Below are 25,196 nucleotides of genomic sequence, written 5' to 3'. Positions count from 1 at the left end.
TGCACTTCACGAAGTTGCCGTAGAAGACCCCTGGGGGTATGTGTCACGCTCCCTCCACGGTTACCGGTCGTTCACCGGCTGCCGTTCATCCAGGAGGAGAGCTATGCGAGTTCGTATGCCCATGGTGGTTGCCGCTGCTGCGGGTGCCGCGGCGCTGACTGCGTCGATGGTTCCCGCATTCGCCGAAGAGGCGCCGACCTACAAGGAGTTCGAGGCGTCGACCTATGTGGACGTCGACGGTCAGTACGTCGTCAACGGAGACGAGGTCGTGTCCACCAAGGGCGACCTGCGGAAGTTCTACGAGTCGATGGTCTCGGCGCCGAAGCACGTCCCGGAGGACGGCCTCATCGTCAACACCGTCAACGGTGCCGATGACAAGTGGTCGGCCGCGCAGGCACGGAACCTGACCTACTGCGTCTCGGACAAGTTCGGCACTGACAAGGCGGCGATCGTCACCGCGATGGACCAGGGAGCCGTGCCGTGGGAGGCGGCGAGCTCGGCGGTGGAGTTCACCTACGTGCCCGCCCAGGACGCGTCGTGCAACACCCGCAACAACAACGTGGTCTTCTCGGTCGAGCCGGTCAGGACCTCGAAGTACATCGCCCGAGCGTTCTTCCCTTCGAGCCCGAAGAGCGCGCGCAACGTGCTCGTCGACGACTCGATCTTCTCGTCGGGGAACTGGGAGTCCGGTGACGTCATCGCCCACGAGCTCGGCCACGTCCTCGGGTTCCGCCACGAGCACACCCGCCCGGAGGCGATGCCCATGGGTGACTGTCTCGAGAGCTCGAGCTGGCGCGAGGTGACGGCGTACGACTCCGCCTCGATCATGCACTACCCGCAGTGCAACGGCAGCTCGGACGACCTCGAGTTCCAGCCGTCCGACGCCGAGGGGGTTCGGGCGATCTACGGCGCCTGACCCGTCTCGTACGACGAGTGGCCCTCCTGCGATCCGCGGGAGGGCCACTCGTCGTTCTCAGGTCAGTAGCTCAGGCCGTGGCCCAGCGGGTAGAGGTCGGGGATCTCGACCGGCAGCTTGCCGCTCGGGTCGACCTCGCCGTAGAGCACCCGCACCAGCGACTCGAGCTGGTGGGAGGTGTAGCCGTAGGTGTTGAGCACCGTGGCGGCCTCCGGGAAGGAGGTGACGTCGTAGGGGTTGCGCATCGCGGTCACGACCACCGGGGTGTCGGTGTCGAGCAGAGCCTTGACCAGCTTGGTCTGGGCCACGGAGGCCGGCGTCGCCTGGCCGGTGGCCGGGTTGATCTGCCACGCGTTGTTGGTCGGCACCACGACCAGGTCCTTGCCCTCTGCGGCCTGGACCGCGGCGGCGATGTTGGCATCGGTCGGCGTCGTGCCCGACTGCAGGACCTGGGTGGTCGCGCCACGCTTCTGCAGACCGGCCGCGATGCCCGCGGTGGTGTCGACACCCCAGCCCGCGACCAGAACGTTCTTCGGCCCGGGCGCCAGCGGCAGCAGGTCGTCGTCGTTCTTCACCAAGGTGGTGGTGCGGTCGGAGATGGACTGGGCGTCGGCCTTGTGCAGCGGGTTGTTGAAGACCGCCGGAGCGGCTGCGGCGTCGACGTACGGATCCGCGAAGATCTCGTTGTCGAGCTTGTGCTTCAGGATCCGGTAGACCGACTCGTCGAGCCGCTTGCGGGAGATCGTGCCGTTCTCGACGGCGTCGAGGACCGCGGCGTAGGCGATGTCCATCTTCGGCGGGATGAGCAGCTGGTCGGCACCGGCGAGGAAGGCCTCGACCGGGGCGACGTCAGCCGGGTAGGTCGCGGCCGCGCCCTGCATGTCGAGCGCGTCGGTGACGATCAGGCCGTCGAAGCCCATCTCTTCGCGGAGCAGGCCGGTGAGGATCGGCTCGGACATGGTCGCCGGCTCGCCGGTCGGGTCGATCGCGGGCACCGTCACGTGCGCCGTCATGATCGCGTCGATCCCGGCGTCGATCGCGGCCTTGAAGGGCGGCAGGTCGATCTCCTCGAGCTGCTCGCGGGTGTGGGTCACCTCGGGCAGTCCGTAGTGGCTGTCGGTTCCGGTGTCGCCGTGGCCGGGGAAGTGCTTGGCGATCGAGGAGAGGTCGCCGTCGTCGAAGCCTTCGACCTCGGCGGCGACGAGGTCGGACACCGCGGCGGGGTCTGCGCCGGGGGAGCGGATCCCGATCACCGGGTTGTTCGGGTTGAGGTTGACGTCGGCGACCGGTGCGTAGTCCTGGGTGACGCCGACGGCGGCCAGCTCGGTGCCGATCACCTCGGCCGATCGGGCGGCGTCGGCGGTCGAGCCGTTGGCGCCCAGCGCCATCTGGCCAGGCATCTGGGTCGCGCCGCTGGCGGGGCCGAAGCGCGCGACGAGCGCGCCACCCTCCTGGTCGACGGCGATGTTGAGGGGGATCTTGGGCCGCTGCTGCAGCGCGGCCTGCTGGAGGCCGTTGGAGAGTGTCGCCACCTGGGCCGGGTCACCGATGTTGTCGGGGCCGCGGGTGGTGAAGTAGATGACCCCGCCGGGCTGGTACTTCGCGATCGCCTGCGCCGGAGTGTCCACCCCGTAGAGCTTCTGGTTACCGGTCTTCGCCGCGTCGCTGACGTTGTTGGCGTCGCGCCCGTAGACCTCGATCACGAAGAGCTGGCCGACCTTCTGCTGAACCGACATGTGTTGCATCAGGGAGACGATCTTGCCGTGCTGCGTCGGCGTCTTGCCGGTAGCCGCCGTGGCCTCTTCCGGCCCTGCGGCATGGGTTGCTGCGTAGGGCATCGCAACCGCCACCGCGGCCGCGAGACCCGCTGCCGCCAATCGTCCGCACCTGGTCAGTGTCGTTCTGCTCATGACAACCCTCTCCCTCGGCACCGCTGCACTGCGGCACGGCGATTCACTGTAGGGGCTACCCGCGGGTCGCGGAAGGAAAATGCCAAGTCTGCACTTTTGACGGGCGAATTTTCAGTTGTGGGCGGCGAAACTCCAGTTTCGTCGCCCACAACTGAAAGATCGCAGGGATCGACGGGTCGGCAGAGATATACAAGAACCCTTGTACGTTTCTGTCTCCTGCCTCAGCATGAAGCCCATGACCTCGATCGAGACCGTCCGAGCGGTCCATCATCCGACCCGTCGGCGCATCCTCTCGTTCCTCTACCTGCATGGCGCGAGCCAGGTCAGCGTGATGGCGAAGAGCCTGGACCAGCAGGTAGGAAGCGTCAGTCACCACCTGCGGATGCTGGAGCGAGCGGCCATCGTGGAACGTGCGCCGGAGCTGGCTGCGGACGGTCGTACGAGTTGGTGGCGGTTGGCCCAGGACCAGTTCTCGTTCTCCATCGAGGACTTCGACGATCCCGGTGAGCGGATGCAGGCGCGCGAGGCCGATCGGGCGAACACGCAGCACCAGCTGAGCAAGCTCGCGACGTGGCTGAACGGGCAGGACAAGGCACCCGCGGAGTGGCGCAAGGCGGCGTTCTCCAGCGACTCCCTGGCCTTCGCGACCCCCGAGGAGTTGGCCGAGCTCGCTGATGAGCTGAGCGCCACGGTGCGGGCCTGGCGCGAGCGGGTCAAGACGAGCGGTGACGCCGCCGGGCGCCGGGCGCCGGTCTTCGTGTTCGCCCGTGGATTCCCGAGCAAGCCATGAGCCAGGGGGTGCCCAGGTTCCGCCGCGATCGCAAGGTCCATGCCCAGATCGCGGTCGACGCGCTGTCAACCGGCGGGGATGCTGCGTGGACGGTCGCGGTCGCCTGGACGGCGGTGCAGCTCGCCTCGCCCGCCGTCGCGGGACTGATCGTCGCCGCGGGGACGATCCCGCGAGCAGCGGTCCTCCTGTTCGGAGGAGTTGTCGCCGACCGGGTCGACGCTCTGCGTCTGATGCGGATCACCAACCTGGTCCGCGCGGTCGTCGTCGCGGCCGTTGCGGTGGTCGACCTCACCCACGGCATCTCGGTCGGTCTGCTGGTCGCCGCGTCGGTCTGTTTCGGTGTCGCCGACGCGTTCTACACCCCGTCCTCCGCGACCATCCCGCGTCAGCTCGCACGTCCGGAGGACCTCCCCGCCTACTACGGCGTCGCGCAGACGGCTCGGCGCATCGGGACCATGGCAGGAGCCGCGCTCGGCGGCGTACTCGTCGCGATGTCGGGCATCTGGGCGGTCGCGCTGATGGACGCGGCCACATTCCTGGTGCATGCCGCGTTCCTCCTCGTGCTACGACCACGATTCCCGCTGCCGCGTGCGACCGCCGAGTCGGCGCTCGCCGGGATCAGGGCGGGATTCGGTTATCTGCGGGGTCATCCGGCAACGCGTACGGTCGTGCTGTCGCTGTCCGGGCTCAACCTCGCCGTCGGTCCGGCGATGACGCTCGGGATCGCGGTGCGGGCCGAGGCGGAGGGCTGGGGTCCGTCAATGGTCGGGCTGGCGAGCGCGCTGGTCGGCGCGGGGGCCGTCCTGGGCGCACTCGGTCTCGTGCCGGTCAGACCGCGACGGATAGCTGCCTGGGGGTACGGCATGCTCGTGGTGCAGGGGCTCGTCATCATGTCGCTGGGGTTCGGCGACCGGGTGCTGACCGGCATCGGCTGTGTGGTCATCGGGATCACCGCCGGAGCCGCCTCGACGATGCTCAGCGCGGTCTTCGCGAGCGTGGTGGAGCCGGACTACCACGGCCGGATGGCCTCGATCCAGGCGCTCGGCGACGACGTCTTCATGCCCGGCGCGAACGCGACGTTCGGCGCCCTGGCATCGGCGACGGCTGTCGCGGTGCCGTTTGTCGCCTTCGGTGGCGCGATGGCGCTGATGATGCTCGCCGCGCTCGGGCGGAAGACGGTCAGGACGCTGGAAATCGCCGGAACCGGTGGACAGAACGCGTCGGCAAGGACAGGGTGAACGTCGTGCGCATCGTTGTCGGAGCCGCAGCGGCGGCCACTCTCGCTCTCACCACCCTCACGTTCGCGTCCTCGGCGCAGGCGCATCCAGGAGGTGGGTACGACTGGACGGCTGTGAACGTCGAGACGCCCCAGGGTTTCCGGGCGCTGGATGCCGTCGACGCGGACACCGCGTGGCTGGGCGGCGACGGCGGGGGAGTGTTCCGTACGACGGACGGCGGCCGCACCTGGGACGAGGTCTCGCCGCCGGGAGCCGACGAGCTGCTCTTCCGTGACGTCGAGGCGCGCTCTGCGAACGAGGCGGTGGTGCTCTCCATCGGTGAGGGCGAGGCGAGCCGGATCTACAAGACCGTCGACGGCGGCGCGACCTGGACCGAGACGTTCCGCGCCGCGGAGCCGGCGGCGTTCTACAACTGCCTCGACTTCTGGCCCGGTGGCGAGCGCGGGATCGCGATGAGCGACCCGGTCGACGGCGAGTGGCGGATCATCACCACCGCGGACGGCGGTGACACCTGGACGATCGCGGACACCCGCGGCCTGGAGGCGCCGGGCGAGGTCGGCTACTCCGCGAGCGGGACCTGCCTGGTCACCGCGGGTGGGCGAGACGCCTGGATCGGCGGCGGCGGCTCGGCCGCGAAGATCCACGCCACCCACGACGGCGGCCGCACGTGGTCGTCGGCCGACTCCACGATCGCGACCGGCGAGGCCGCCGGAGTCTTCGGGCTCGGCTTCCGCAACCCCCGCCAGGGGATCGCGGTCGGCGGCGACTTCGGTCTCGAGGACGACGGTGTCGACCGTGCCGCCTACTCGACCGACGGTGGTCGCACCTGGACGAACTCCGCCTCTGACCTGGGTGGATATCGCGAGGCGGTGGCCTGGACCGGCGGCAGCACCGCGATCGCGGTCGGGCCCAACGGCAGCGACATCACCCACGACAACGGCCGCACCTGGAAGCCTTTCGGCGCCACCCAGACTCGCTTCCACACCGTCGACTGCGTCGGTGGCACCTGCTGGGCGGCCGGTGCGGGTGGGCGGGTCGGAGTGCTCACCCGCTGAGCTCAGCGGGTGAGCCCGCTGGTGAGTCGGGCTACTCGACGAACTCCGAGACCGTACGCGGTGTGGCCGCCGTCGCGAGCGCGACGGCTGTCTCGAGCGGCACGTCCGGGACCTCCACATGCTCCCGGCCGGCCGCCGTCATGGCAGTGACCTGGGCCAGCCCGAGGCGACGGTCGAAGAAGCTCTGCTTGACCCGCCAGCCGATGACGCCCTCGGTCTGCAGAGCGGTGCGCACCGTCGTGAAGGATCCGGCACGGACCACCAGATAACGCTCGGTGAGCGCGTGGCCGAGGTGACGGTAGGCGAGCTCGGCACCGAGCAGCTCGAAGAAGAGCCCGACCACCAGCACCGCGAGCGGCAGCCACCAGAGCCACAGGTCGCCGTAGACCCCGATCAGCACCGTCAGCACCAGCGTGACCGATGTCCCGATGGCCGTGCCGATGAGTGCCCGGAACCAGTAGCGCCGCCGGGGCAGCGGCCCGTGGCCGGTGAGCGGCGCCGAGAACGCGTCCTCGCCGAGGATGTCCTTGCCGACGGTCGACACGACGGACTCCGGAGCCGTCGGCAGGACCGCGGGGAAGTTGTCGTCCAGGCCGGTCGTGAGCAGGTTGAGGTCGGCGCCGCCGGCCAGGCCGATCAGCGGCCCCACCGTGGACGTGGCGCCGCGTACCTTCGCCTCTTCCACCGTCGTGGCGCGGGTGCTGGTCAGACCGAAGCTGCGCCGCAGCGTGGTCCCCTCCCGGCCCTGCTCGCGCACGACCTGGAGATCCCACCAGCGCACCACGTAGCCGACGCACGAGCCGGCCGCCCACACCAGCACCGCCACGACCAGCGCGATCGGGATCGCGAACAGCAGCATGTCGAGGAACGACTCGATCGGGCGGCCGTTGATCTCGCCGTCGTCGACCCGGATCCCGATCGTTCGTTCCCAGGGGATGAGCTCGGAGAAGGCGCCGAAGAACGCAGCCAGACCGCCGATCGCGATCGCGAGGTTCTTGAGGTTGAGCGGGGCGTACTTGATCCACGACCAGTCGAGCCTGGCGATCACCTCGCCGTCGTCGGTGATCGGGCCTGGAGCGACGTCGCGGGCGGGAGCCGCGACGGTCGAGGCGTTGTCACCGGAGGCCTCGACGGGGTCGGTGGCCGACGGCGACGGCGTGGCGTGCAGCAGCTCACGCCGCAGGCGGGCGGCGGCATCCTTGGTCAGCGAGTCGAGGTTGATCTGACCCTCGTCGACCCCGGTGCCGACGCTGACCTTGGTGACTCCGAGCGCGCGGTGGACGAGAGTCGAGTTGAGGTCGACGCTGCGTACCCGGTCCAGGCGGGCGGTCAGGGTGGTCCGGTTGAGCAGGCCCTTGCGGACCTCCAGGTGGGTCGGGGTCACCCGGTATCTCGTGGTCAACCACGGGATCAGGCCGATGACCGCGGCGACCATGGCGATGCCGACGGCGACCAGCAGACCGATGAGAGGGTTGGCCTGCCCGGCGCCGAAAGCACCGACGACGACCGGGACGATGGCCTGGCGCAGCGTCGAGATCGGGCTGACCACGGCCGTCCACCCGGCGAGGCGCTGCCAGTCGTCCTCCGGTGGCACAGGTGCCTCCGGCGTCAGGGGTGTGTCCGGTGTGCTCACGTGGCGTCCTCGGGAGTAGCCGCGGTGATCGCGACCAGCTTCGCGACGACCTCGAGGGCGAGCGCGTCGTCGAGACACGCGATCTCGACGATTCCGGCGGACGAGGCGGTGGAGACCTTGACCGTACGCAGCCCGAAGTGCCGCATCAGCGGCCCCTGGGTCGAGTCGACCGTCTGCACCCGGGAGAGCGGCACGATCTCGTCGACGACGGTGAGCCAGCCGTGGCGTACGTGGACCGCGATCTCGGTGACCTCCCACCGGTGGATCCGGAACCGGACCGACGGCACGAAGGTCAGACCCGGGATCGGTGCCAGGAGCAGCAGGACCACGGCCAGCCAGATCAGCCAGGTCCACCAACCGGAGGGCACCAGGAGCGCCGCGACCACCGCGCCGATCGCGAATGCCAACCAGAACACCGCGCCGATGGCCGAGGTCATGCGCCAGTAGGCCGGTGCTCGCTCGGAGACCTGGTGAGCAGGTTCGCGCAGTCGCTGTGGAGCGTCGGGAGCGTTCACAGGAGGCGAGCCTAGGGGGTGCCTGGTCTTTACCGGCGGGATTTGTGCGCGGCGATTACGGACGAGTACCAGTCGAAGGACTCGCGAGGCGTGCGGGCGAGGGTGTCGTAGTCGACATGCACGAGCCCGAACCGCTGGGTGTAGCCCTCGGCCCACTCGAAGTTGTCCATCAGCGACCAGCAGTAGTAGCCGGCGACATCGATCCCGTCGGTCACGGCACGTTCGACCTGGCGCAGGTGGAGGTCGAGGTAGGCGATGCGGTCGGCGTCGTCGTCGCCGGGGGAGGTGTTGTAGGAAGCACCGTTCTCGGTGATCACGAACGGCGGATGGTCCGGATAACGCTGGTGCAGCGCGGTCAGGAGGTCATGGAGCCCGTCGGGGACGACCGGCCAGCCGAAGTCGGTGGTCGGATAGCCGGGGATCGGCGGCTGCTCGATGGGGTTGGCCGAACCCTCGGGTGCGGCGGCCGCCGCAGTCGGGTTGTAGTAGTTGAGGCCGTAGAAGTCGAGCGGCGCGCTGATCACCTCCAGGTCACCATCCTGGACCGGGAACAACGGGGCGAGGTCCTTCGGATAGCGGCCGAGCAGCACCGGGTCCGCGAACGAGTGGTTCCACAGTGTGTCCAGCAGCCCGGCGGTGACCTGGTCCTCCTCCGAAGCGGTCGCCGGCCAGACCGGCATGTGGTTCGTCGCGGTGCCGATGCTGCCGGCGCCCGCAGCGCGCAGCGCTTGGACCGCGAGACCGTGCCCGAGCAGAAGATGGTGACCGGCGGGAAGCGCGTCGAAGACCAGTTGCTGACCAGGGGCGTGGACACCCAGCGCGTGGCCGAAGACGGTCACCACGTTCGGCTCGTTCACCGGGCACCAGTGGGCGACCCGGTCTGCCAGGCGATCGGCCACCACCGCTGCGTACTCCCCGAACCGCTGCGCCGTCTTCCGGCTCAGCCAGCCGCCGTGGGCGTCCTGCAGCACCTGCGGCGTGTCCCAGTGGAACAGCGTCGCCATCGGCGCGATGTCGTGCTCGAGGAGCCCGTCGACGAGGCGGTCGTAGAAGTCGAGGCCGCGTCGGTTGACCTCGCCCTGGCCGGTCGGCAGGACCCGGGACCAGGAGATCGAGAAGCGGTACGCATCGAGCCCGAGCCGCGCCATCAGCTCGAGGTCCTCGTCGAGCCGGTGGTAGTGGTCGCAGGCCACATCGCCGCTGGAGCGGTCGACGATCCGGCCGGGTTCGGCACAGAAGGTGTCCCACACGGAGGGGCCGCGGCCGTCTTCTGCGGCCGCCCCCTCGATCTGGTACGCGGCGGTGCTGGCGCCGAAGCGGAAGCCGGTCGGGAGGCTCATGCCGGGAAGCTCGCTCACACGGCAGAGTTTGCCGGGCCGACCCCGGCCCCGTCCGCGTTTCGGCTGTGCTCGGCGTACGACCCTAGGATTGTCGATCGTGGCACTCACCATCGGCATCGTGGGACTTCCCAACGCGGGCAAGTCGACCCTCTTCAACGCTCTGACCAAGAACGACGTCCTCGCGGCGAACTACCCGTTCGCCACCATCGAGCCCAACGTCGGCGTCGTCGGGGTCCCCGACGAGCGGCTGCCGGAGCTGGCGAAGATCTACGGGTCCCAGAAGCTGCTGCCGGCCACGGTGCAGTTCGTGGACATCGCCGGCATCGTCCGGGGCGCGAGCCAGGGCGAGGGGCTGGGCAACAAGTTCCTCTCCCACATCCGTGAGTCCGACGCGATCTGCCAGGTCACCCGCGTCTTCCGCGACGACGACGTCACCCACGTCGACGGCAAGGTCGAGCCCGCCAACGACATCTCCACCATCCAGACCGAGCTGATCCTCGCCGATCTGGAGACCGTCGACAAGGCGATCCCGCGGCTGGAGAAGGAGTCGCGCAAGGCTCCCGACCTGAAGGCGAACCTCGCCGCCGCGGTCGAGGCCAAGGAGGCCCTCGAGGCCGGCACCCCGATCATCGCCACCAAGATCGACCGGGCCCTGATCCGCGACCTGATGCTGCTCACCGCCAAGCCCTACATCTTCGTCTTCAACTGCGACTCCGACGAGCTCGCCGACGAGGCCCTGAAGGAGTCCATGCGCGAGCTGGTCGCCCCCGCCGAGGCGATCTTCCTGGACGCCAAGTTCGAGTCCGAGCTCGTCGAGCTCGACGAGGACGAGGCCCGCGAGTTCCTGGCCGACGCCGGCGTCGAGGAGCCCGGCCTGGACATCCTGGCCCGCGTCGGCTTCGACACCCTCGGCCTGCAGACCTACCTCACCGCCGGCCCCAAGGAAGTACGGGCCTGGGAGATCCCCAAGGGCGCCACCGCCCCCGAGGCCGCCGGTGTCATCCACACCGATTTCCAGAAGGGCTTCATCAAGGCCGAGATCGTCTCCTACGACGACCTCATCTCCGCCGGCTCCGTCGCCAAGGCTCGCGACCTCGGCAAGGTGCGCATGGAGGGCAAGGACTATGTCATGGCTGATGGTGACGTGGTGGAGTTCAGGTTTAACGTCTAGCGTTAATAACGCCTCGCGAGCTGCTCTGGCAGCGTTAGCGTGTTCGGTCGATCGATCCTCGGATCCAGCGGGTCGCGCTGCGCAAACTCGACGCCATCCGGCCGATCCGTGAGGCCTCGTGATCCCCGACCGAATCGTTCGGATGGCCGGCGGCACGCTGATTACGGATCTCGTGGACTTCGAGTCGCCTGCGGGGTTGATCGGCCGGTTGGTGAACGGACTTGTGCTGAACCGATACAAGACAAAGCTGTTGAGGCAGCGGAACGCCGGAACGTGGTCGAGTGAGAATACGGCGGTGACGTCACCGAAGAGACGCGGCGAGCGTTCGCGATAACTATGACAGAGGGTCTGACCTTGTGAAACCTTCACAAGGTCAGACCCTCTGTCATAGTGCCGGGGGCGATCAGGGATGCGCTCGGCGTACGGTCTGGGTGTGTCGATGATCCGTCTCGCGACGAGCCGGTCCTCTGGGCCCCAGAGTGATCTCGACATGGCTGGGTTCGCCGTGGTGCGAGGATCCGGTGAGCCAGGGACAACGGTGGACGCGGAAGGAGGCTTTCGCGGCCGCGCCGGAGCCGCGCGCAGCTGAGCTCAGCCGTCAACCTGCTTGCTTGATGCTTGTGCGAGCCTCGTGACGAGGTCATCCGGGACCGGCTTGCGCGGAGTGAAGGTGATGCCGGTCTTGCTCGCCTTGAAGCCGGCTTCCGCGATCTCTTCGGCATGAGCTGAGATCGCAGGGACGAGAAAGTACACCCCGACCTGCTTACTGAACGCCGCGTAGCTCGCAACGACCGTGCCCCGAACCCTGAACCCCGGCATGTCGTACGCCACCATCTCCTCTGCCTCCGGGAGAGCCCCGCGCAGGAGGTCTCGGAGGTGATCGAGAACCGGGCGGAACGCCTCCGGTGCAGCGGCGATGTAGGAGTCGTGGTCGGCGATGGATGCCATTTCTCTGCCTTCCTCTCGGGTGGGGGAACTCTAGTTGCGCCCGGTCGCCGGTCTCCGGGCGAACCACGGCTAGTCTCTGCCGAAGTCTCGGCTGACGGAGTGGAGCTTTGATGGTTGGCCAGGGTGAGGCGATGTGGATCGCGACGGTCACGGTGCTGACATACGCACCGACCATCGTCGCGCTGATCCTGATCGTCCGTGGTGCCACTGCTCGGGGACGGGTCGTCGGGCTGGACGTTCTCGACATCGTGATGGTGCTGGTCTTCAGTTGGGCCGGTGCCCTCGTCTACTTCCTCATAGCGTTCCTGCGTCGCCGAAGAGAGGCGCGGGCCGTCGTCGGTGCACTGCCTGCTATCGAAGAGAGTGACGCGACCTTGGATCGAGTCGATTCGGCTTATTCGCGGGCGTGGGCGGAGGCGCGTACGGCAGCCGATGATGTCCTGATCGACGCCCTCCACGGGGCTGGACTCGGGCCGAGCTGGACCGAGCCGGGCCGGCCACAGGCGGATCTGTTGCTCGCCATGTGGCGGGCGGGTGCTACTCCGCGGTCCGCCTCGAGACAGCTTCGCGAAGCGCTCGGGGCGGTAAACCTCTAGCCCATCCGGCGCCTTGCCCACCGATCGAGCGGCAGGAGCAGTTCGAGCAGCTCCTTGCCGGCGTCGGTGAGTCGATATCCGCCCTGCGCGTGATCCACGATCCCGTGACTGCGGAGCTCATGGAGCCGGGTGTTGACCACGCTCGAGTTCGACTCTGCCGCGACGACGATCTCGCGGAAGGTCAGCGGACCCGACCGAAGTTCCCACAGCACGCGGAGCGTTGCTCGCCGACTCAGCTGGTCGAGCAGCGTCATCACGGGTTGGCTCGAGGTCGGCGGTTGGGGATCGTCGGCTGGACGCATGCGTTGCATTCTGCAGCACGGCGCCGTAGGGTCCGACACATGCCATGCTCTGAATTTCAGAGCGCACGAGTTGCGCCTGCCACCCCTCCGCTCCGCGACGAGATCCAGCAGCAGATCGACGGAGTGATGCGCGGTCGCACGCCGCTGGCCCTGTTCACGACTCTCGCTCGAGACGAACGGCTGTTCAACAAGTTCTTCTCCGGTGGACTGCTCGATCGTGGGCACCTCACCATCCGGCAGCGCGAGATCGTCATCGATCGGGTCACTGCCGGACGCGGGGCTGAGTACGAATGGGGTGTCCACGTCTCCGTGTACGGCGAGCGAGCCGCTTTCACGAAGGAAGAGATGACATCCCTGGTGTCCGGCAGCGCGGAAGACCCGTGCTGGAACGCCACCGAGAGCGCGATCATCACCTTGTGCGACCAGCTCGAGTCGACGTCCGACGTCACCGACGACCTCTGGAGCGTCCTGTCGGACTCCTTCGCGCCGGAGGCGATCATCGAGCTGGTGATCCTCGCCGGCCACTATCGGATGATCAGTGGACTGGTGAAGGCTCTGCGGCTGCCCCTCGAACCTGGCTCCGCTCGGTTCGGCGAATACCGCACCTCGTGAGCAGGAGGCTTGGCGTGATGCGCAAAGGTGATATTGGGCGGGCATGACAAGCCCGGCGCTCGTCCGAGGCCACCCCGTACGTCAGATGTACTCATTCGAACACTGGAGGTTCCATGCCCAAGGGCTACTGGGTCAGCGTTTACCGCAACATCTCCGACCCTGAGAAGCTGGCTGCGTACAACAAGCTGGCCCCTCTGGCGGTCAAGGCGGCCGGCGGTCGGGTCCTCACCCGCGGCAGTCGGGTCGTCGCTCACGAGGCCGGAATCGCGGAGCGCACCGTCCTGATCGAGTTCGACAGCTTCGAGCAGGCCGTCGCGGCGCACGAGAGCGAGGCCTACCAGGAGGCGCTGGCCGCCCTCTCCGACGGCGTCGAGCGCGACTTCCGCATCGTCGAAGGCATCGACTGACCGAGGTCCAGCATCTTCAGGTGCCACGAATCGAGCTCACCACCGAGGTCTCGGCGACACCGGATCGGTGCTTTGAGCTGAGCTTGTCGGTGGACGCGCACCAGTCGAGGCGGGTCGATCTACCCGGAGATCTGATCCGCGAGCTGAGCAGCAACGCTCCGTGGCTGGCGCCCGAGAAGTCGGGTGAGTGTGGGGTCGGAACCCGCGAAATGACCGTCTCGTGTGGCCTGGAACATCGAGAGCGTGAAGCGTGCAACCGCCTCCGGTACGCCGTTCGCGATCTCGTCGGCAACCCACTGCTCGTCATCGACGACGACGCGATCGACGGGGCGGCCGGTGAGGTCGGATGCGGCCGAGGCGAAGTCTGCAAGGGTGACCGGCGAGGGAAGGACCAGATCGACGGGACCGTCGAATCCGGAGTCGCTGGTGAGGATGGCCGCGGCAGCCTCCGCGGCATCACGCCGATCGACCCAGGAGAACGGACCGTCGGCGGGCTTGGCGATCGTTCCCGTCGACTGCCACGGGCCGAGCAGTTGCCCGAGGTCCCCGTAGAAGCCGTTGCGCAAAGCGGTCCATGCGACGCCGGAGGCGGCGAGGTGCTCTTCGGTGGCCGCGTGGATCGCGAGTGGCGGGTAGGGAGTGTCGAAGCCGGTGCCGTGCGCACTGGTATAGAGAATCCGCCGCGCCCCAGCGGCGACGGCAGCATCGATCGCGGTCCGGTGCTGCGCGACGACGTCGGCAGTGATGTCGTTGGACGAGACCAGAAGCACCTGCTCTGCGTCTGCGAACGAGTGTCGTATGGCCGCCGGGTCGTCATAGCTCCCTCGCCGGACACGGAATCCTCGGTCGGCGAGGGGTCGTGCTCGTTCGGGAGCGCGCACGCTGACCCCGATGTGACTGGGTGGCACCCGCTCGAGGAGATGCTCCACCGTGGCTCCGTTGAGAGTCCCGGTCGCTCCGGTGACGATGATCACGATGACGTCCTTTCGTCCAGGTGCCGCAGGAAGTTGACTCGGTGAGTCAACTTGTCCGATCTGCATCCTGCGGTAATCTGACTCGCGAGGTCAAGTTCGGTCGACGTAGGAGTCGGGATGTCCGGTGTTCGGTCTGCGGCAACGCTTCGCATGGACGCCCGTCGCAACGTCGACAGGATCCGTGTCGCTGCTGTGGAGGTGTTTCGCGACCAGGGGCTCGCTGTCCCGCTCGAGGAGGTCGCCGCCGTGGCCAACGTGAGCAAGGCGACCATCTTCAACAGGTTCGGGGGCCGGACCGGCCTGATCGACGCCGTCATCGACGACGTCGTCGCGGCCGAGCTGAGAGCGATCATCGATGACACTCGCTCCGTACCCGGAGTCCGGGAGAGGATCCGCCACTACGTCCGTGCGATCCGGGATCTCCAATACCGGCTACCGGCGGTCAACGACGTCCTGCTGCAGGAGTTTCCCGACTCCGAGGCGCTCATGGCCCTGTGCCACGTCGCTGGTGCCATCCACGACGACCTGGTGGCGGAAGGACATGCCGCTGGCGTCCTGGCTCGCGGATTCACCGCGGGAGACCTTCACGCGCTGACGCTCGACAACGCCCTCGCCCTCAAACACGGCGACCGGCCGTCGCGGACGGACTACGAGCGCCGGACCGCGTTCGTTCTCGCTGGGGTCTGTCCCGAGGCGCCGCCGGCCTAGTCCGCGGCTTTCGCCCCGGGTCTCACGCGCATGGCAGCACCATTGACAGTGATTGTGCAATGGTACATATTACATGGCACTTAGCCCTGGAGGACCCATGACGAACAGTTCCGCGGCGACCGTCTCCGCGACATCGGCCCACAATCCCCGCACTGTGAGGAAGGTGATGAGTGCCTCGGCGATCGGCCACTTCATCGAGTGGTTCGACTTTGCTGTCTACGCATACGCGGCACCGGTCATCGCCACGTTGTTCTTCCCTACGGGGGACCCCGCGGTAGCGCTGCTGTCCACCTTTGCCGTCTACGCAGTCGGCTTCGTGATGCGGCCGATCGGGGCGTTCGTACTTGGCAGCCTCGGAGACCGGATCGGTCGCAAGCGGGTGCTTGCCGGCGTCATTCTGATGATGGGCGGCGCGACTGCTGCGATCGGACTGCTGCCGACATATCAGCAGATCGGGATCCTGGCTCCGGTGCTGCTTCTCGTGTGTCGCCTCGTGCAGGGCATGTCGGCGGCGGGCGAGACCATCGGCTCCAACTCGTTCGTCGCCGAGCACTCGCCGCAGTCGCGGCGTGGTCGGTACGTCGCCAGCGTCTACACCTGGTCCAACCTGCCGCCCGTGTTGGCAGCGCTGCTCGTGCTCGGGCTCACGCAGGCACTGAGTGACGCCAGCTACGAGTCGTGGGGCTGGCGGGTGCCGTTCCTGCTCGGAGCACCCCTCGCGCTGGTCGGGCTGTACATCCGGACGCGCGTCGAGGAGACGCCCGCGTTCACCGCGCTCAAGGAGACCAAGAGGGTGGCGTCGTCGCCGATCCGCACCGTGTTCCGCGAGCAGCGACCCGCGATGGTGACGTGCTTCTGCATCGCCGCCGTGGCCAGCCTCGGCTACTACTCGCTGACCGGCTACTTCTTCACCTACATGACCGTCACGGTCGGTCTGAGCGAGTCAGCCGCGCTGATCTCGAACAGCGTCGCGCTCGCGATCACGTTCGTAGTCGTACCGCTGGCGGGTGCGCTGTCCGACCGGATCGGACGACGACGCGGGCTGCTGATCGCGGCTGCCATGAACGCGGTGTGTGCGGTGCCGGCGTACCTGCTCGCCAGCGAAGGCAGCAGTCTCGTCACCGCGATCGTGAGCCAGGGGTTGTTGGCGTTCTGTCTCGGCATGTTCTTCGGGCCGGCCGGTGCGGCGTTCGTCGAGCTCTTCCCTGCGCGCACCCGATACACCGGGGCATCGATCAGCTACAACCTCGCGTTCACGATCTTCGGTGGCACCGCGCCCCTGCTGTCGATCTACCTGATCGAGCGCACTGGCAACCAGGTCGCTCCGGCGTGGTATGTCGTCGCTGTGTCGGTCGTCGCGCTCGCGGTCATCGCCCGAATGCCGGAGACCAGCACCCGCTCGCTTGACCCGGTCGACCAGGGCGAAGGGAATCGCTGACGCCTACGCAGCGCGAACGTGTGGGTAGGCCGGGTCGCGGCCCTGGAAGCTCAGGATGCTCGGGTTGATGATCACGCCGTCCTGGATCTCGATCGCCTGGGAGAGGGTCAGGTCGGCCGCCCAAGCGGCCGGCCCTTTCATGACCGTGCGCAGGAACGGCAGCAGCGCCTCGCTGATCTCCCATGTCGCGGAGTTCCAGAGGTACGACGGGGTGTGGTCGACCGCGTAGTAGTTCACGCCGTTGCCGACCGTGAACATCGGGTCGTCGAACGTGGTGGGCCTCGCCCACTCGAACCCCATCGCCTCGTCGCACGAGACGTCGATGATCAGACTGCCGGTGCCAAACCCCGCCAGGTCTTCGGTCCGCAGATAGGTCAGTGGTGCAGCGACGTCCTGGAGCGTGCAGTTCACGACGATGTCGTGCGAGGCCAGGAACTCCGGGAGCAGGACGTTGCCGTCCTTCGTGAGGACCTTGCTGAGGTGGGTCTCGCCGTCGCCGGTGTTGAGCTGGGCGATGTGCGCGCCGTGGATGGGGGAGCCCACCGCCGCCGCGCCGCGCTGGGTGAGGACCTGGATGTCGTGGATGCCCTGCGCCGTGAGCGCGGTCACCGCACCCCGTGCTGTCGCCCCGAAGCCGATCACGACGGCGCTGCGACGAGGCCCGTACATGCCTGTGGACCCGACGAGGCTCAGGGCATGGAGCACGGAGCAGTAGCCGGCGAGCTCGTTGTTCTTGTGGAACACGTGCAGGTTGAAGTCGCCCCGGTGGCTCCAGTGGTTCATCGCCTCGAAGGCGATGAGCGTGAGCCGGTGGTCGATCGCAGTCTGCGTCAGCCCAGGATCCTGTACGCAGTGCGGCCAGCCCCACAGGACACGGCCCTCCGGGAGGGCTTCCACGTCGGCGGCCTGAGGCTTCGGAAGCAGCAGCACGTCGGCCGCCTCGATCACTGCGGAGCGATCCGCGACCCTGCCGACCCGCGACTCGACGTAGCCGGGCTCGAGCTGGAAGTCAGCGCCGTAGCCACGCTCGACGATCAGCTGCGCGCGCAGATCCTGGTCGATCAGATCGAGGTGATGCGGGTGGATCGGCAGCCGCTGCTCGTTCTCCATCGAGGAGTCGGCGAGCATCCCGAGGGTGAGCAGCGAGCTGGGGGCTGTGGAGCGGGGTGGCAAGGCGCCAGGCATCCGGACTTCCCATCATTGGGGAACCAGGGTCAGCTCCTGACTCGATCGTACGCGCACCCGGGGCACGCTGCGGGATCACTCTGGCCCGCGACAGACATCGGCGTCCGGTCGCCCGATCTGTGAGGCGTCGACCTGGGGTAGGAGGTAACAAGTCGTCCGATCCAAATGGTCGAGTTTGCGCAGTTTCTGTGTGATTCTGATGCGGCAAAGAAAGTTGGCGACCACTCAATAAAGGTCTGGGGTTCGGGTGTCGGTCTCGTCTGTCGGTTCGAGTTCGCGTGCGCGTCATCGGTTGTGGCCGGATCTGCGAGCTCGTCAACGCCTCGGTCTGGGGGTCGCCCTCTCGGTCATGCTCGGACTTTCGACCGTCGCGATCCCGTCGTCGATCAGCCAGGCCGCGGCTGAGGACGCTCGCGGTGCCGAGCGGCCCGAGGCCGCCGCATCGCAGCAAGACGAGCCGTCGACGCTGGCGGCCGGGCCCGCGTGCGACTACGACCCGCTCGAGGCCGGCGCGTGGACGTTGGGCAACGGCAATGCTCCGGCCGGAAATGTGGCCGCCAACTGGGTAGGGGCCGGCGGCGGTGCCAGCTACTCGAACGCGGACGACACCCCCAGCGGCGCCGGCAGCCAGCTGCAGCAGACGGTGACCGGCGTGACGCCGGGAAGCACGCTGTCCGTGAACGTGCACTGGAACCACGGTGTGCCGAACCCCGGTGACGCGATGCAGCTGACCCTGTCCTACGCGGGCGTGAACTACGCCGCCTGGCAGACCCCGTACTCGGCCGGGTCTTCGAACGTCGTCGTCGCCAACGGCGCCACGATCACCCCCACCACCGGGGCCGCCGAGCGAGCCGCGACCACCTACCAGGTCACGCTCCCGGACAGCATTCCGCGGTCCGGCCTGATGCGGTTCGCGATGACGGCGATCACGGACAGGGTCACACCGGGCGACGACTTCCGCATCTCGAACCTGAGCATGAGCAGCGGCGGAGTCTGCCTGAGCAAGAACGCCGGTCCCGGCGCCGGCGGGACCTACGACTTCACCTCCACCAACACGGACCCGGCCACGGCGTCGATCGCGGTCGAGGACGACGCTGCGGCGACGTACGACGCCGAGGCGGCCGAGTCGGGCCGTCAGCCGCTCGTAGCGGTCGCGCAGAACACCGACGTCACGCTCACCGAGCAGCTTCCTCCCGGCATCAGGCTGGCCGACGTGGCGTGCGAGGACGCGGCGACACAAGCGCCGGTGGTGACCTCTCGGGAGGGTGAGACGGTGACCGTGCCTGCGGCCGCGGTCGCAGGGAGCCGTCAGGTGCACTGCGAGTTCACCAACGCCGCGCTCCAGCACGGTCTCGAGATCAACAAGTCGGTCGAACCGGCAGGTCCGGTGTCGGCTGGTGACGCGCTGACCTACACGGTCACGGTGGAGAACACCGGTGAGGTCGCCTACTCGGCCGATGCCCCCGCACGTTTCACCGACGACATGACCGACGTGCTGGCGGCGGCCACCTACAACGACGACGGCAACGCCGACGTCGGGACCGTTGACGACTCCGGCATGCCGCAGCTGTCCTGGTCCGGCCCGCTCGATATCGGCGCGACCGCCACGATCACCTACTCGGTGACCGTCGCTGACGACGCCGAGGTCGGCGACACGATCGACAACGCGGTGACCGGGCCCCCGGAGTCGAACTGCGTCGAGTCCACCGAGACCGGGTGCACGACCCAGGTGCCGGTCGTGGAGCGGCCGGGCGGCCCACCTCTCGCCTGCGACACGGTCTGGGCGGTCCAGGGCGGCAATCCGCACAACATCTACGAGGTCGACACGAGCAACGGCGATCTCACCGCGAGGGCTCAGTTCGAGCCGAGCGCGGGTTCGGGGAACACCAACGCGCTCGGCATCTCCGCCGACGGCGTGTGGGCGTACGCCCACAACGACGGCGCAGCGCACGGATTCAACTCCGCGACCGGCGAGACGACCTCCGTCCGGGCCGAGGGCGGCAACTTCACCCACGGCGCGGTCGACCCGAGCACCGGCGTCTACTACTACGGTCGCCTCAGCGGCGACGAGGCGCTCGTCTACGCCTACGACCCGGCCTCGCAGAGCGCGCTCGGGCACGTCGCCACCATCGATCTCGGCAGCACCCCGGGCGCCAACGGCGACTGGGCGTTCGACGCGCAGGGAAATCTCTACCTCACCGCCGGTGGGAACACCTCCAACGGTCTCTACGTCACGAGCGGGCCGCTGCCGACCACCGAGCAGGCCTCGCCGGCTCAGTTCGACGGCAAGCGGATCGGCACGATCAACGCCTCCGACCCGATCAACGGCCTCGCCGTCGACGTGCTCGGCTACATCTACCTCGCGAGCGCAAACACCCTGTTCCAGGTGCACCCGTCGTCCGGCCAGGTGACCAACACCGAGTCGCTGTCGCCGGGCGGTGTCAGCGTCGACCTCGGCTCCTGTGCCACGCCCTCGACCGTGAAGGCGCAGAAGGACGTCGAGGGACGGATCTTCCCCAGCGACCAGTTCACGGTCTCGATCACTGGCGGCGGCATCCCCGAAGGCGCCGTCGAAGGCACGACGACAGGCACTGACGACGGCATCCAGGACGAGTCTCGGGAGGTCGCCGGGCCGATCATGGCGCTCGCGGAGGAGACCTACACGGTCACGGAGACCGGAGTCGGTGACACCGATCTCGGCAACTACGTCTCGACCTGGGAGTGCGTCAACGAGTCGCTCGAACCTGAGGACCCTGCCTACGTCGTCGCCAGCGGTGAAGGTTCGTCGGGCGAGTTCACGGTGCCGTCGACGGTCGGCAGCGCCGGCGCCGCGGTGGTCTGCACGTTCACCAACGTCGCTGACCCCGAACCGGGCCTGGAGATCACCAAGACCTCCGACGCCGCGGCCTCGGTGGCGCCCGGCGACAAGGTGACCTACACCGTGTCCGTCGAGAACACCGGCACCTCGACCTACACCCCCGACAACCCGGCGACCTTCACCGACGACCTCTCCGAGGTCATCGACGATGCCACCTACAACGACGATGCGAGCGCCGATGTCGGTGAGGCTTCGTACGCCGAGCCCGAGCTGAGGTGGGAAGGTCCGCTCGCGCCGGGTGAGAAGGCCACGATCACCTACTCGGTCACCGTCAACGACCCGCCGTCGGGCGACGGCACCCTGACCAACGCCGTTGTCGGACCCGAGGAGTCCACCTGTGTCGAGGGCACCGAAGAGGGCTGCACGACCGACGTTCCGGTGCGGTCGCTCGACATCACCAAGACCGCTGAGCCGTCCGGTTCGGTGGCTGCGGGCGACACGGTGACCTACACGGTCACCGTGGAGAACACCGGCCAGGCCGACTACACCGCCGAGGCGCCGGCGACGTTCACCGATGACCTCACCAAGGTCCTCGACGACGCCGCCTACAACGACGACGCCGCGGCGGACGTCGGCGAGGTGACGTACGAAGAGCCGACGCTGTCCTGGGAGGGTGCGCTCCCTGCCGGGGAGACCGCCACGGTCACCTACTCGGTCACGGTCGACGATCCGGTCGAGGGTGACGGCGTGCTGACCAATGCCGTCGTCGGTCCGGCCGAGTCCGACTGCGACGAGGGCACCGAGGAAGGCTGTACCACCGACGTACCGGTGCGCGCGCTCGAGATCACCAAGACTGCCGAGCCCGGTGGCGAGGTCGTGCCGGGGGACACGGTCACCTACACGGTCACCGTGAAGAACACCGGTCAGGCCGACTACACGCGCACCAACCCGGCGACGTTCGCGGACACCCTCAACGAGGTCCTCGACGACGCCACCTACAACGACGACCTCTCCGCCGACACCGGCGTGGCGGTCTACAACGAGCCGATGATCAACTGGTTCGGGCCGCTCGCGGCCGGCGAGACCGCGACGATCACCTACTCCGTGACCGTCAACGACCCGCTCAGCGGCGACGGCGTGCTCACCAACGCCGTCACCGGCCCGCCGGAGTCCAACTGTGTCGACGGCACCGAGCCGGAATGCTCGACCGATGTGCTGGTGAAGGACCTCGAGATCGCCAAGACCGTCGATGCCACCGACATCGTGCCGGGCGACACCGTGACCTACACGGTCACCGTGGAGAACACCGGCCAGGCGCCCTACACGGCCGACGATCCGGCCAGGTTCACCGACGACCTCACCCAGGTCCTCGACGACGCCACCTACAACGACGATGCTGCCGCCGACATCGGCGAGGTGTCCTACGCCGAGCCCGAGCTGTCCTGGTCGGGCGCCCTGGCGCCCGGCGACAAGGCCACCATCACCTACTCGGTCACGATCAACGACCCCCTGAGTGGAGACGGCGTGCTGACCAACGGCGTCGTCGGCCCGCCCGAGTCGGACTGCATCGAGGGCACCGAACCAGAGTGTTCGACGGTCGTGCCCACGCCCGGCCTGGACATCACCAAGTCGGCGGACCCGTCCGGGCCGGTGACACCGGGCGAGACCGTGACCTACACGGTCACCGTGGAGAACACCGGCAAGGTCGACTACACCGCCGAGAACCCGGCGACCTTCACCGACGACCTCACTGCGGTCATCGATGACGCGACCTACAACGACGACGCGAGCGCCTCGGTCGGATCCGCGACGTACGCCGAGCCGACGCTGTCCTGGTCCGGGCCGCTGCCGGTCGGGGAGACCGCGACGATCACCTATTCGGTGACGGTCGACGACCCGCCCGGAGGCGACGGCAAGCTGACGAATGCTGTCGTCGGGCCGGACGAGTCGAACTGCGATGACGGCACCGAGGAGGGCTGTCACATCGTGACCCCGGTGCGGGCGCTCGAGATCACCAAGACCTCCGATCCTGCTGCCGTGAACGCAGGTGGGACGGTGACCTACACCGTGACGGTGGAGAACACGGGGAACGTGCCTTACACGCGGGCCGACCCGGCGACCTTCACCGACGACCTCACCGCGGTCCTCGACGATGCGACGTACAACGACGACGCCGCTGCGAGCACCGGAACAGTGACGTACGCCGAGCCGGAGCTGTCCTGGTCCGGGGCGCTCGCTCCGGGCGAGACGGCGATGATCACCTACTCCGTGAAGGTCGCCGATCCGATCACCGGGGACGGCACGCTGACCAACGCGGTGGTCGGGCCGGAGGAGTCGAACTGCGACGACGGCACCGAGGACGGGTGTCATACCGACGTCCCGGTCCGTGCGCTGCTCATCACGAAGGCCTCCGAACCAGCGGAGGTCACGCCCGGCGGCACGGTGACCTACACCGTGACGGTCGAGAACACCGGACAGGTGCGCTACACCGCGCAGAACCCGGCGACGTTCACCGACGATCTGACTGCGGTTCTCGACGATGCGACCTACAACGACGACGCGAACGCGACGGCGGGAACCGCCACCTTCGAGGCGCCGAACCTGGCCTGGTCCGGACCGCTGGCACCCGGGGACACCGCGACGATCACCTACTCGGTGACCGTCAACGACCCACAGACGGGCGACGGTGAGCTCACCAATGCTGTCGTCGGTCCGGAGGAGTCGAACTGCGACGAGGGTACGGAGCCGGAATGCTCGACCGACGACCCGGTCAAGGCGCTGAAGATCACCAAGACGGCCGAGCCGCGCTTCACCCGTCCTGGTGACACGGTCACCTACACGGTGACGGTCGAGAACACCGGTCAGGCGGCCTACACCGAGGACGCGCCGGCGACGTTCGACGACGACATGAGCGACGTGCTGGACGACGCGACGTACAACGACGACGCCAGCGCCGACATCGGCACGCCCACCTTCGCCGCACCCACCCTGCACTGGGAGGGTGCCCTCGAGCCGGGCGAGACGGCCACGGTCACCTATTCGGTCACCGTCAACGACCCGCAGACGGGCGACGGCACGCTCGGCAACTCCGTCGTCGGGCCGCCGGAGTCCAACTGTGACGAGGGCACCGAGGAGGACTGCACGATCGACGTCCCGATCCGGGAGCTGACGATCGTCAAGACCGCAGACCCCGGCGACGAGGTGGTGCCGGGTGACACCGTCACCTACACCGTCAAGGTCACCAACACGGGCGGAGTGCCCTTCGGTCCGCGCTTCCCGGCGAGCTTCACCGACGACCTCGCCACCGACGTGCTCGACGACGCGACCTACAACGACGACGCGAGCGCGGACACCGGCGAGGTGACGTACGCCGACGGGACGCTGAGCTGGGAGTCGGAGCTCGGCGTCGACGAGACCGCGACGATCACCTACTCGGTCACCGTCAACGACCCGCCCACAGGTGACGGTGTGCTCACCAACGCCGTGGTCGGTCCGCCGGTCTCCAACTGTGAGGACTCGACCGCGCCGGAGTGCCACACCGACGTACCGGTCAAGGCCCTGGAGATCGTGAAGTCGGCCGAGCCGGATGGTGCTGTCAACCCCGGTGGGACCACCACCTACACCGTGAAGGTCACCAACACCGGCCAGGTGGCCTACACCGCCGACGACCCGGCGAGGTTCGACGACGACCTCTCCGCGGTCCTCGACGACGCGACGTACAACGACGACGCCGCTGCCGACGTCGGCGAGGTGACCTACAGCGAGCCGACCATGCGTTGGCAGGGTGCGCTGGAACCGGGCGACGTCGCGACGATCACCTACTCGGTGACCGTCAACGACCCGCTCACCGGCGACGGCACTCTCACCAACGCCGTCGTCGGGCCGCCGGAGTCCAACTGTGACTCCGAGGGCCGGACCGGCCGGGCCGGCCGCGCATCGGCCACGGCGGACGACTGCACCACGACCGACCCGGTCCAGGCGTTCGAGGTCAGCAAGACGGTGAAGCCGAAGAAGGCGGTGTCGCCGGGCGACACGGTCAGCTACACGGTCGAGGTCGTCAACACCGGGCAGGCCGCCTACACCGCGGACGACCCCGCCAGCTTCAGCGACGACCTGTCTGCCGTGCTCGACGACGCGACCTACAACGACGACGCGTCCGCCACGGCCGGCGAGACGTCGTACGACGCGCCCACCCTGACGTGGTCCGGACCGCTCGAGGTGGGCGGCACGGTCACGGTGACCTACTCGGTCACGACTGCCGACCCGGTCTCCGGAGACGGCGAGCTCGTCAATGTGGTCACACCCGACGGCGGCTCCGGGGGCTCGTGCCTCCGCGGGGTCGACGCCAACTGCACCACGGACACGCCGATCAAGGGCGGTGGGAACCCCGACCCGACCCCCGAGCCGACGCCAGACCCGACGCCAGACCCGACGCCGGGACCGACCCCGGGGGCAGGTCCGACACTCCCGGACACCGGGGCGCCACGCGTTGGCGTGTGGGCGCTCCTGGCCCTGCTGCTGCTTGCCTCGGGCGCGGGCATGATCACGCTCTCCCGTCGCCGTCGCCGCGGCACCGAGGGGTGAGCACCCGAGGTTGAGCGGACCCGGCAGACGGCTACCTCCGCGGCCGTCTGCCGGGT

General features: G+C 68.2%; 19 protein-coding genes. 11 read left to right on the top strand and 8 right to left on the bottom strand.

Annotated elements, in window-relative coordinates:
- The first annotated feature begins 103 nt into the window (after positions 1-103).
- Positions 104-916 (top strand): M57 family metalloprotease, encoded by an 813-nt coding sequence (locus tag IEY84_RS24370; RefSeq protein ID WP_183551275.1) that lies wholly within the window; start codon positions 104-106, stop codon positions 914-916.
- A 62-nt stretch (positions 917-978) separates the two neighbouring features.
- Here the strand turns inward: IEY84_RS24370 and IEY84_RS24365 are convergent, their stop codons facing one another.
- Positions 979-2,826, bottom strand: coding sequence for a glycoside hydrolase family 3 protein (locus IEY84_RS24365; RefSeq protein WP_183551277.1), 1,848 nt, complete (start codon positions 2,824-2,826; stop codon positions 979-981).
- A 235-nt stretch (positions 2,827-3,061) separates the two neighbouring features.
- Between IEY84_RS24365 and IEY84_RS24360 the strand changes: the two genes are divergently transcribed.
- Genes IEY84_RS24360 through IEY84_RS24350 form a run of 3 tightly spaced genes read left to right on the top strand, consistent with a single transcriptional unit; the run spans position 3,062 to position 5,909 of the window.
- Complete coding sequence (locus IEY84_RS24360; RefSeq protein ID WP_183551279.1) at positions 3,062-3,616, top strand: winged helix-turn-helix domain-containing protein; 555 nt, start codon at positions 3,062-3,064, stop codon at positions 3,614-3,616.
- A complete protein-coding gene (locus IEY84_RS24355; protein ID WP_183551281.1) occupies positions 3,613-4,854 on the top strand; it encodes an MFS transporter in 1,242 nt (413 codons plus the stop codon). Before IEY84_RS24360 ends, IEY84_RS24355 begins: the two co-directional genes overlap by 4 nt.
- Positions 4,855-4,859: 5 nt before the next feature.
- On the top strand, positions 4,860-5,909 hold the full coding sequence (locus IEY84_RS24350) for a WD40/YVTN/BNR-like repeat-containing protein (RefSeq protein ID WP_183551283.1): 1,050 nt from the start codon (positions 4,860-4,862) through the stop codon (positions 5,907-5,909).
- A gap of 31 nt (positions 5,910-5,940) precedes the next feature.
- On the opposite strand, the gene IEY84_RS24345 is transcribed toward IEY84_RS24350, so the two are convergent.
- Genes IEY84_RS24345 through IEY84_RS24335 form a run of 3 tightly spaced genes read right to left on the bottom strand, consistent with a single transcriptional unit; the run spans position 5,941 to position 9,415 of the window.
- Positions 5,941-7,542, bottom strand: coding sequence for a PH domain-containing protein (locus IEY84_RS24345; RefSeq protein ID WP_183551286.1), 1,602 nt, complete (start codon positions 7,540-7,542; stop codon positions 5,941-5,943).
- Positions 7,539-8,057, bottom strand: a complete 519-nt coding sequence (locus IEY84_RS24340) for a PH domain-containing protein (protein WP_183551289.1) — start codon at positions 8,055-8,057, stop codon at positions 7,539-7,541. Before IEY84_RS24340 ends, IEY84_RS24345 begins: the two co-directional genes overlap by 4 nt.
- 29 nt (positions 8,058-8,086) lie before the next feature.
- Entirely contained in the window at positions 8,087-9,415 is a 1,329-nt protein-coding gene (locus tag IEY84_RS24335) for a GH1 family beta-glucosidase (RefSeq protein WP_229788970.1), read from the bottom strand.
- 79 nt (positions 9,416-9,494) lie between these two features.
- On the opposite strand from IEY84_RS24335, the gene ychF reads away from it, so the two are divergent.
- Complete coding sequence (gene ychF / locus IEY84_RS24330; protein WP_183551292.1) at positions 9,495-10,568, top strand: redox-regulated ATPase YchF; 1,074 nt, start codon at positions 9,495-9,497, stop codon at positions 10,566-10,568.
- Between the two features lie 591 nt (positions 10,569-11,159).
- Here the strand turns inward: ychF and IEY84_RS24325 are convergent.
- A complete protein-coding gene (locus IEY84_RS24325) occupies positions 11,160-11,516 on the bottom strand; it encodes an iron chaperone (RefSeq protein ID WP_183551295.1) in 357 nt (118 codons plus the stop codon).
- A 110-nt stretch (positions 11,517-11,626) separates the two neighbouring features.
- On the opposite strand from IEY84_RS24325, the gene IEY84_RS24320 reads away from it, so the two are divergent.
- Positions 11,627-12,112 (top strand): hypothetical protein, encoded by a 486-nt coding sequence (locus tag IEY84_RS24320; protein WP_183551298.1) that lies wholly within the window; start codon positions 11,627-11,629, stop codon positions 12,110-12,112.
- Here the strand turns inward: IEY84_RS24320 and IEY84_RS24315 are convergent.
- Positions 12,109-12,414, bottom strand: coding sequence for a winged helix-turn-helix transcriptional regulator (locus IEY84_RS24315; protein WP_221209252.1), 306 nt, complete (start codon positions 12,412-12,414; stop codon positions 12,109-12,111). The two genes, IEY84_RS24320 and IEY84_RS24315, sit on opposite strands and share 4 nt — an antisense overlap.
- 39 nt (positions 12,415-12,453) lie before the next feature.
- Between IEY84_RS24315 and IEY84_RS24310 the strand changes: the two genes are divergently transcribed.
- Positions 12,454-13,026: a carboxymuconolactone decarboxylase family protein gene (locus IEY84_RS24310; RefSeq protein WP_183551304.1), complete on the top strand. Its 573-nt coding sequence runs from the start codon at positions 12,454-12,456 to the stop codon at positions 13,024-13,026.
- 113 nt (positions 13,027-13,139) lie between these two features.
- On the top strand, positions 13,140-13,433 hold the full coding sequence (locus IEY84_RS24305) for a DUF1330 domain-containing protein (protein WP_183551307.1): 294 nt from the start codon (positions 13,140-13,142) through the stop codon (positions 13,431-13,433).
- A 119-nt stretch (positions 13,434-13,552) separates the two neighbouring features.
- On the opposite strand, the gene IEY84_RS24300 is transcribed toward IEY84_RS24305, so the two are convergent.
- On the bottom strand, positions 13,553-14,407 hold the full coding sequence (locus IEY84_RS24300) for an NAD(P)H-binding protein (protein ID WP_183551310.1): 855 nt from the start codon (positions 14,405-14,407) through the stop codon (positions 13,553-13,555).
- Between the two features lie 117 nt (positions 14,408-14,524).
- Here IEY84_RS24300 and IEY84_RS24295 point away from each other — a divergent pair, with 117 nt between their 5' ends.
- Together IEY84_RS24295 and IEY84_RS24290 are read left to right on the top strand one after the other, a co-directional pair.
- Positions 14,525-15,115, top strand: a complete 591-nt coding sequence (locus IEY84_RS24295; protein WP_183551313.1) for a TetR/AcrR family transcriptional regulator — start codon at positions 14,525-14,527, stop codon at positions 15,113-15,115.
- A 97-nt stretch (positions 15,116-15,212) separates the two neighbouring features.
- Positions 15,213-16,553, top strand: a complete 1,341-nt coding sequence (locus IEY84_RS24290) for an MFS transporter (protein WP_183551315.1) — start codon at positions 15,213-15,215, stop codon at positions 16,551-16,553.
- Between the two features lie 3 nt (positions 16,554-16,556).
- On the opposite strand, the gene IEY84_RS24285 is transcribed toward IEY84_RS24290, so the two are convergent.
- A complete protein-coding gene (locus tag IEY84_RS24285) occupies positions 16,557-17,738 on the bottom strand; it encodes a N(5)-(carboxyethyl)ornithine synthase (RefSeq protein WP_183551318.1) in 1,182 nt (393 codons plus the stop codon).
- Positions 17,739-18,087: 349 nt separating this feature from the next.
- Here IEY84_RS24285 and IEY84_RS24280 point away from each other — a divergent pair, with 349 nt between their 5' ends.
- Positions 18,088-25,140 (top strand): DUF7927 domain-containing protein, encoded by a 7,053-nt coding sequence (locus IEY84_RS24280; protein ID WP_183551321.1) that lies wholly within the window; start codon positions 18,088-18,090, stop codon positions 25,138-25,140.
- Positions 25,141-25,196 lie beyond the last annotated feature (56 nt).

Source organism: Nocardioides albus, from assembly GCF_014648255.1.
GTDB lineage: Bacteria > Actinomycetota > Actinomycetes > Propionibacteriales > Nocardioidaceae > Nocardioides > Nocardioides albus.
This window is presented reverse-complemented; position numbering and strand designations above follow the sequence as displayed.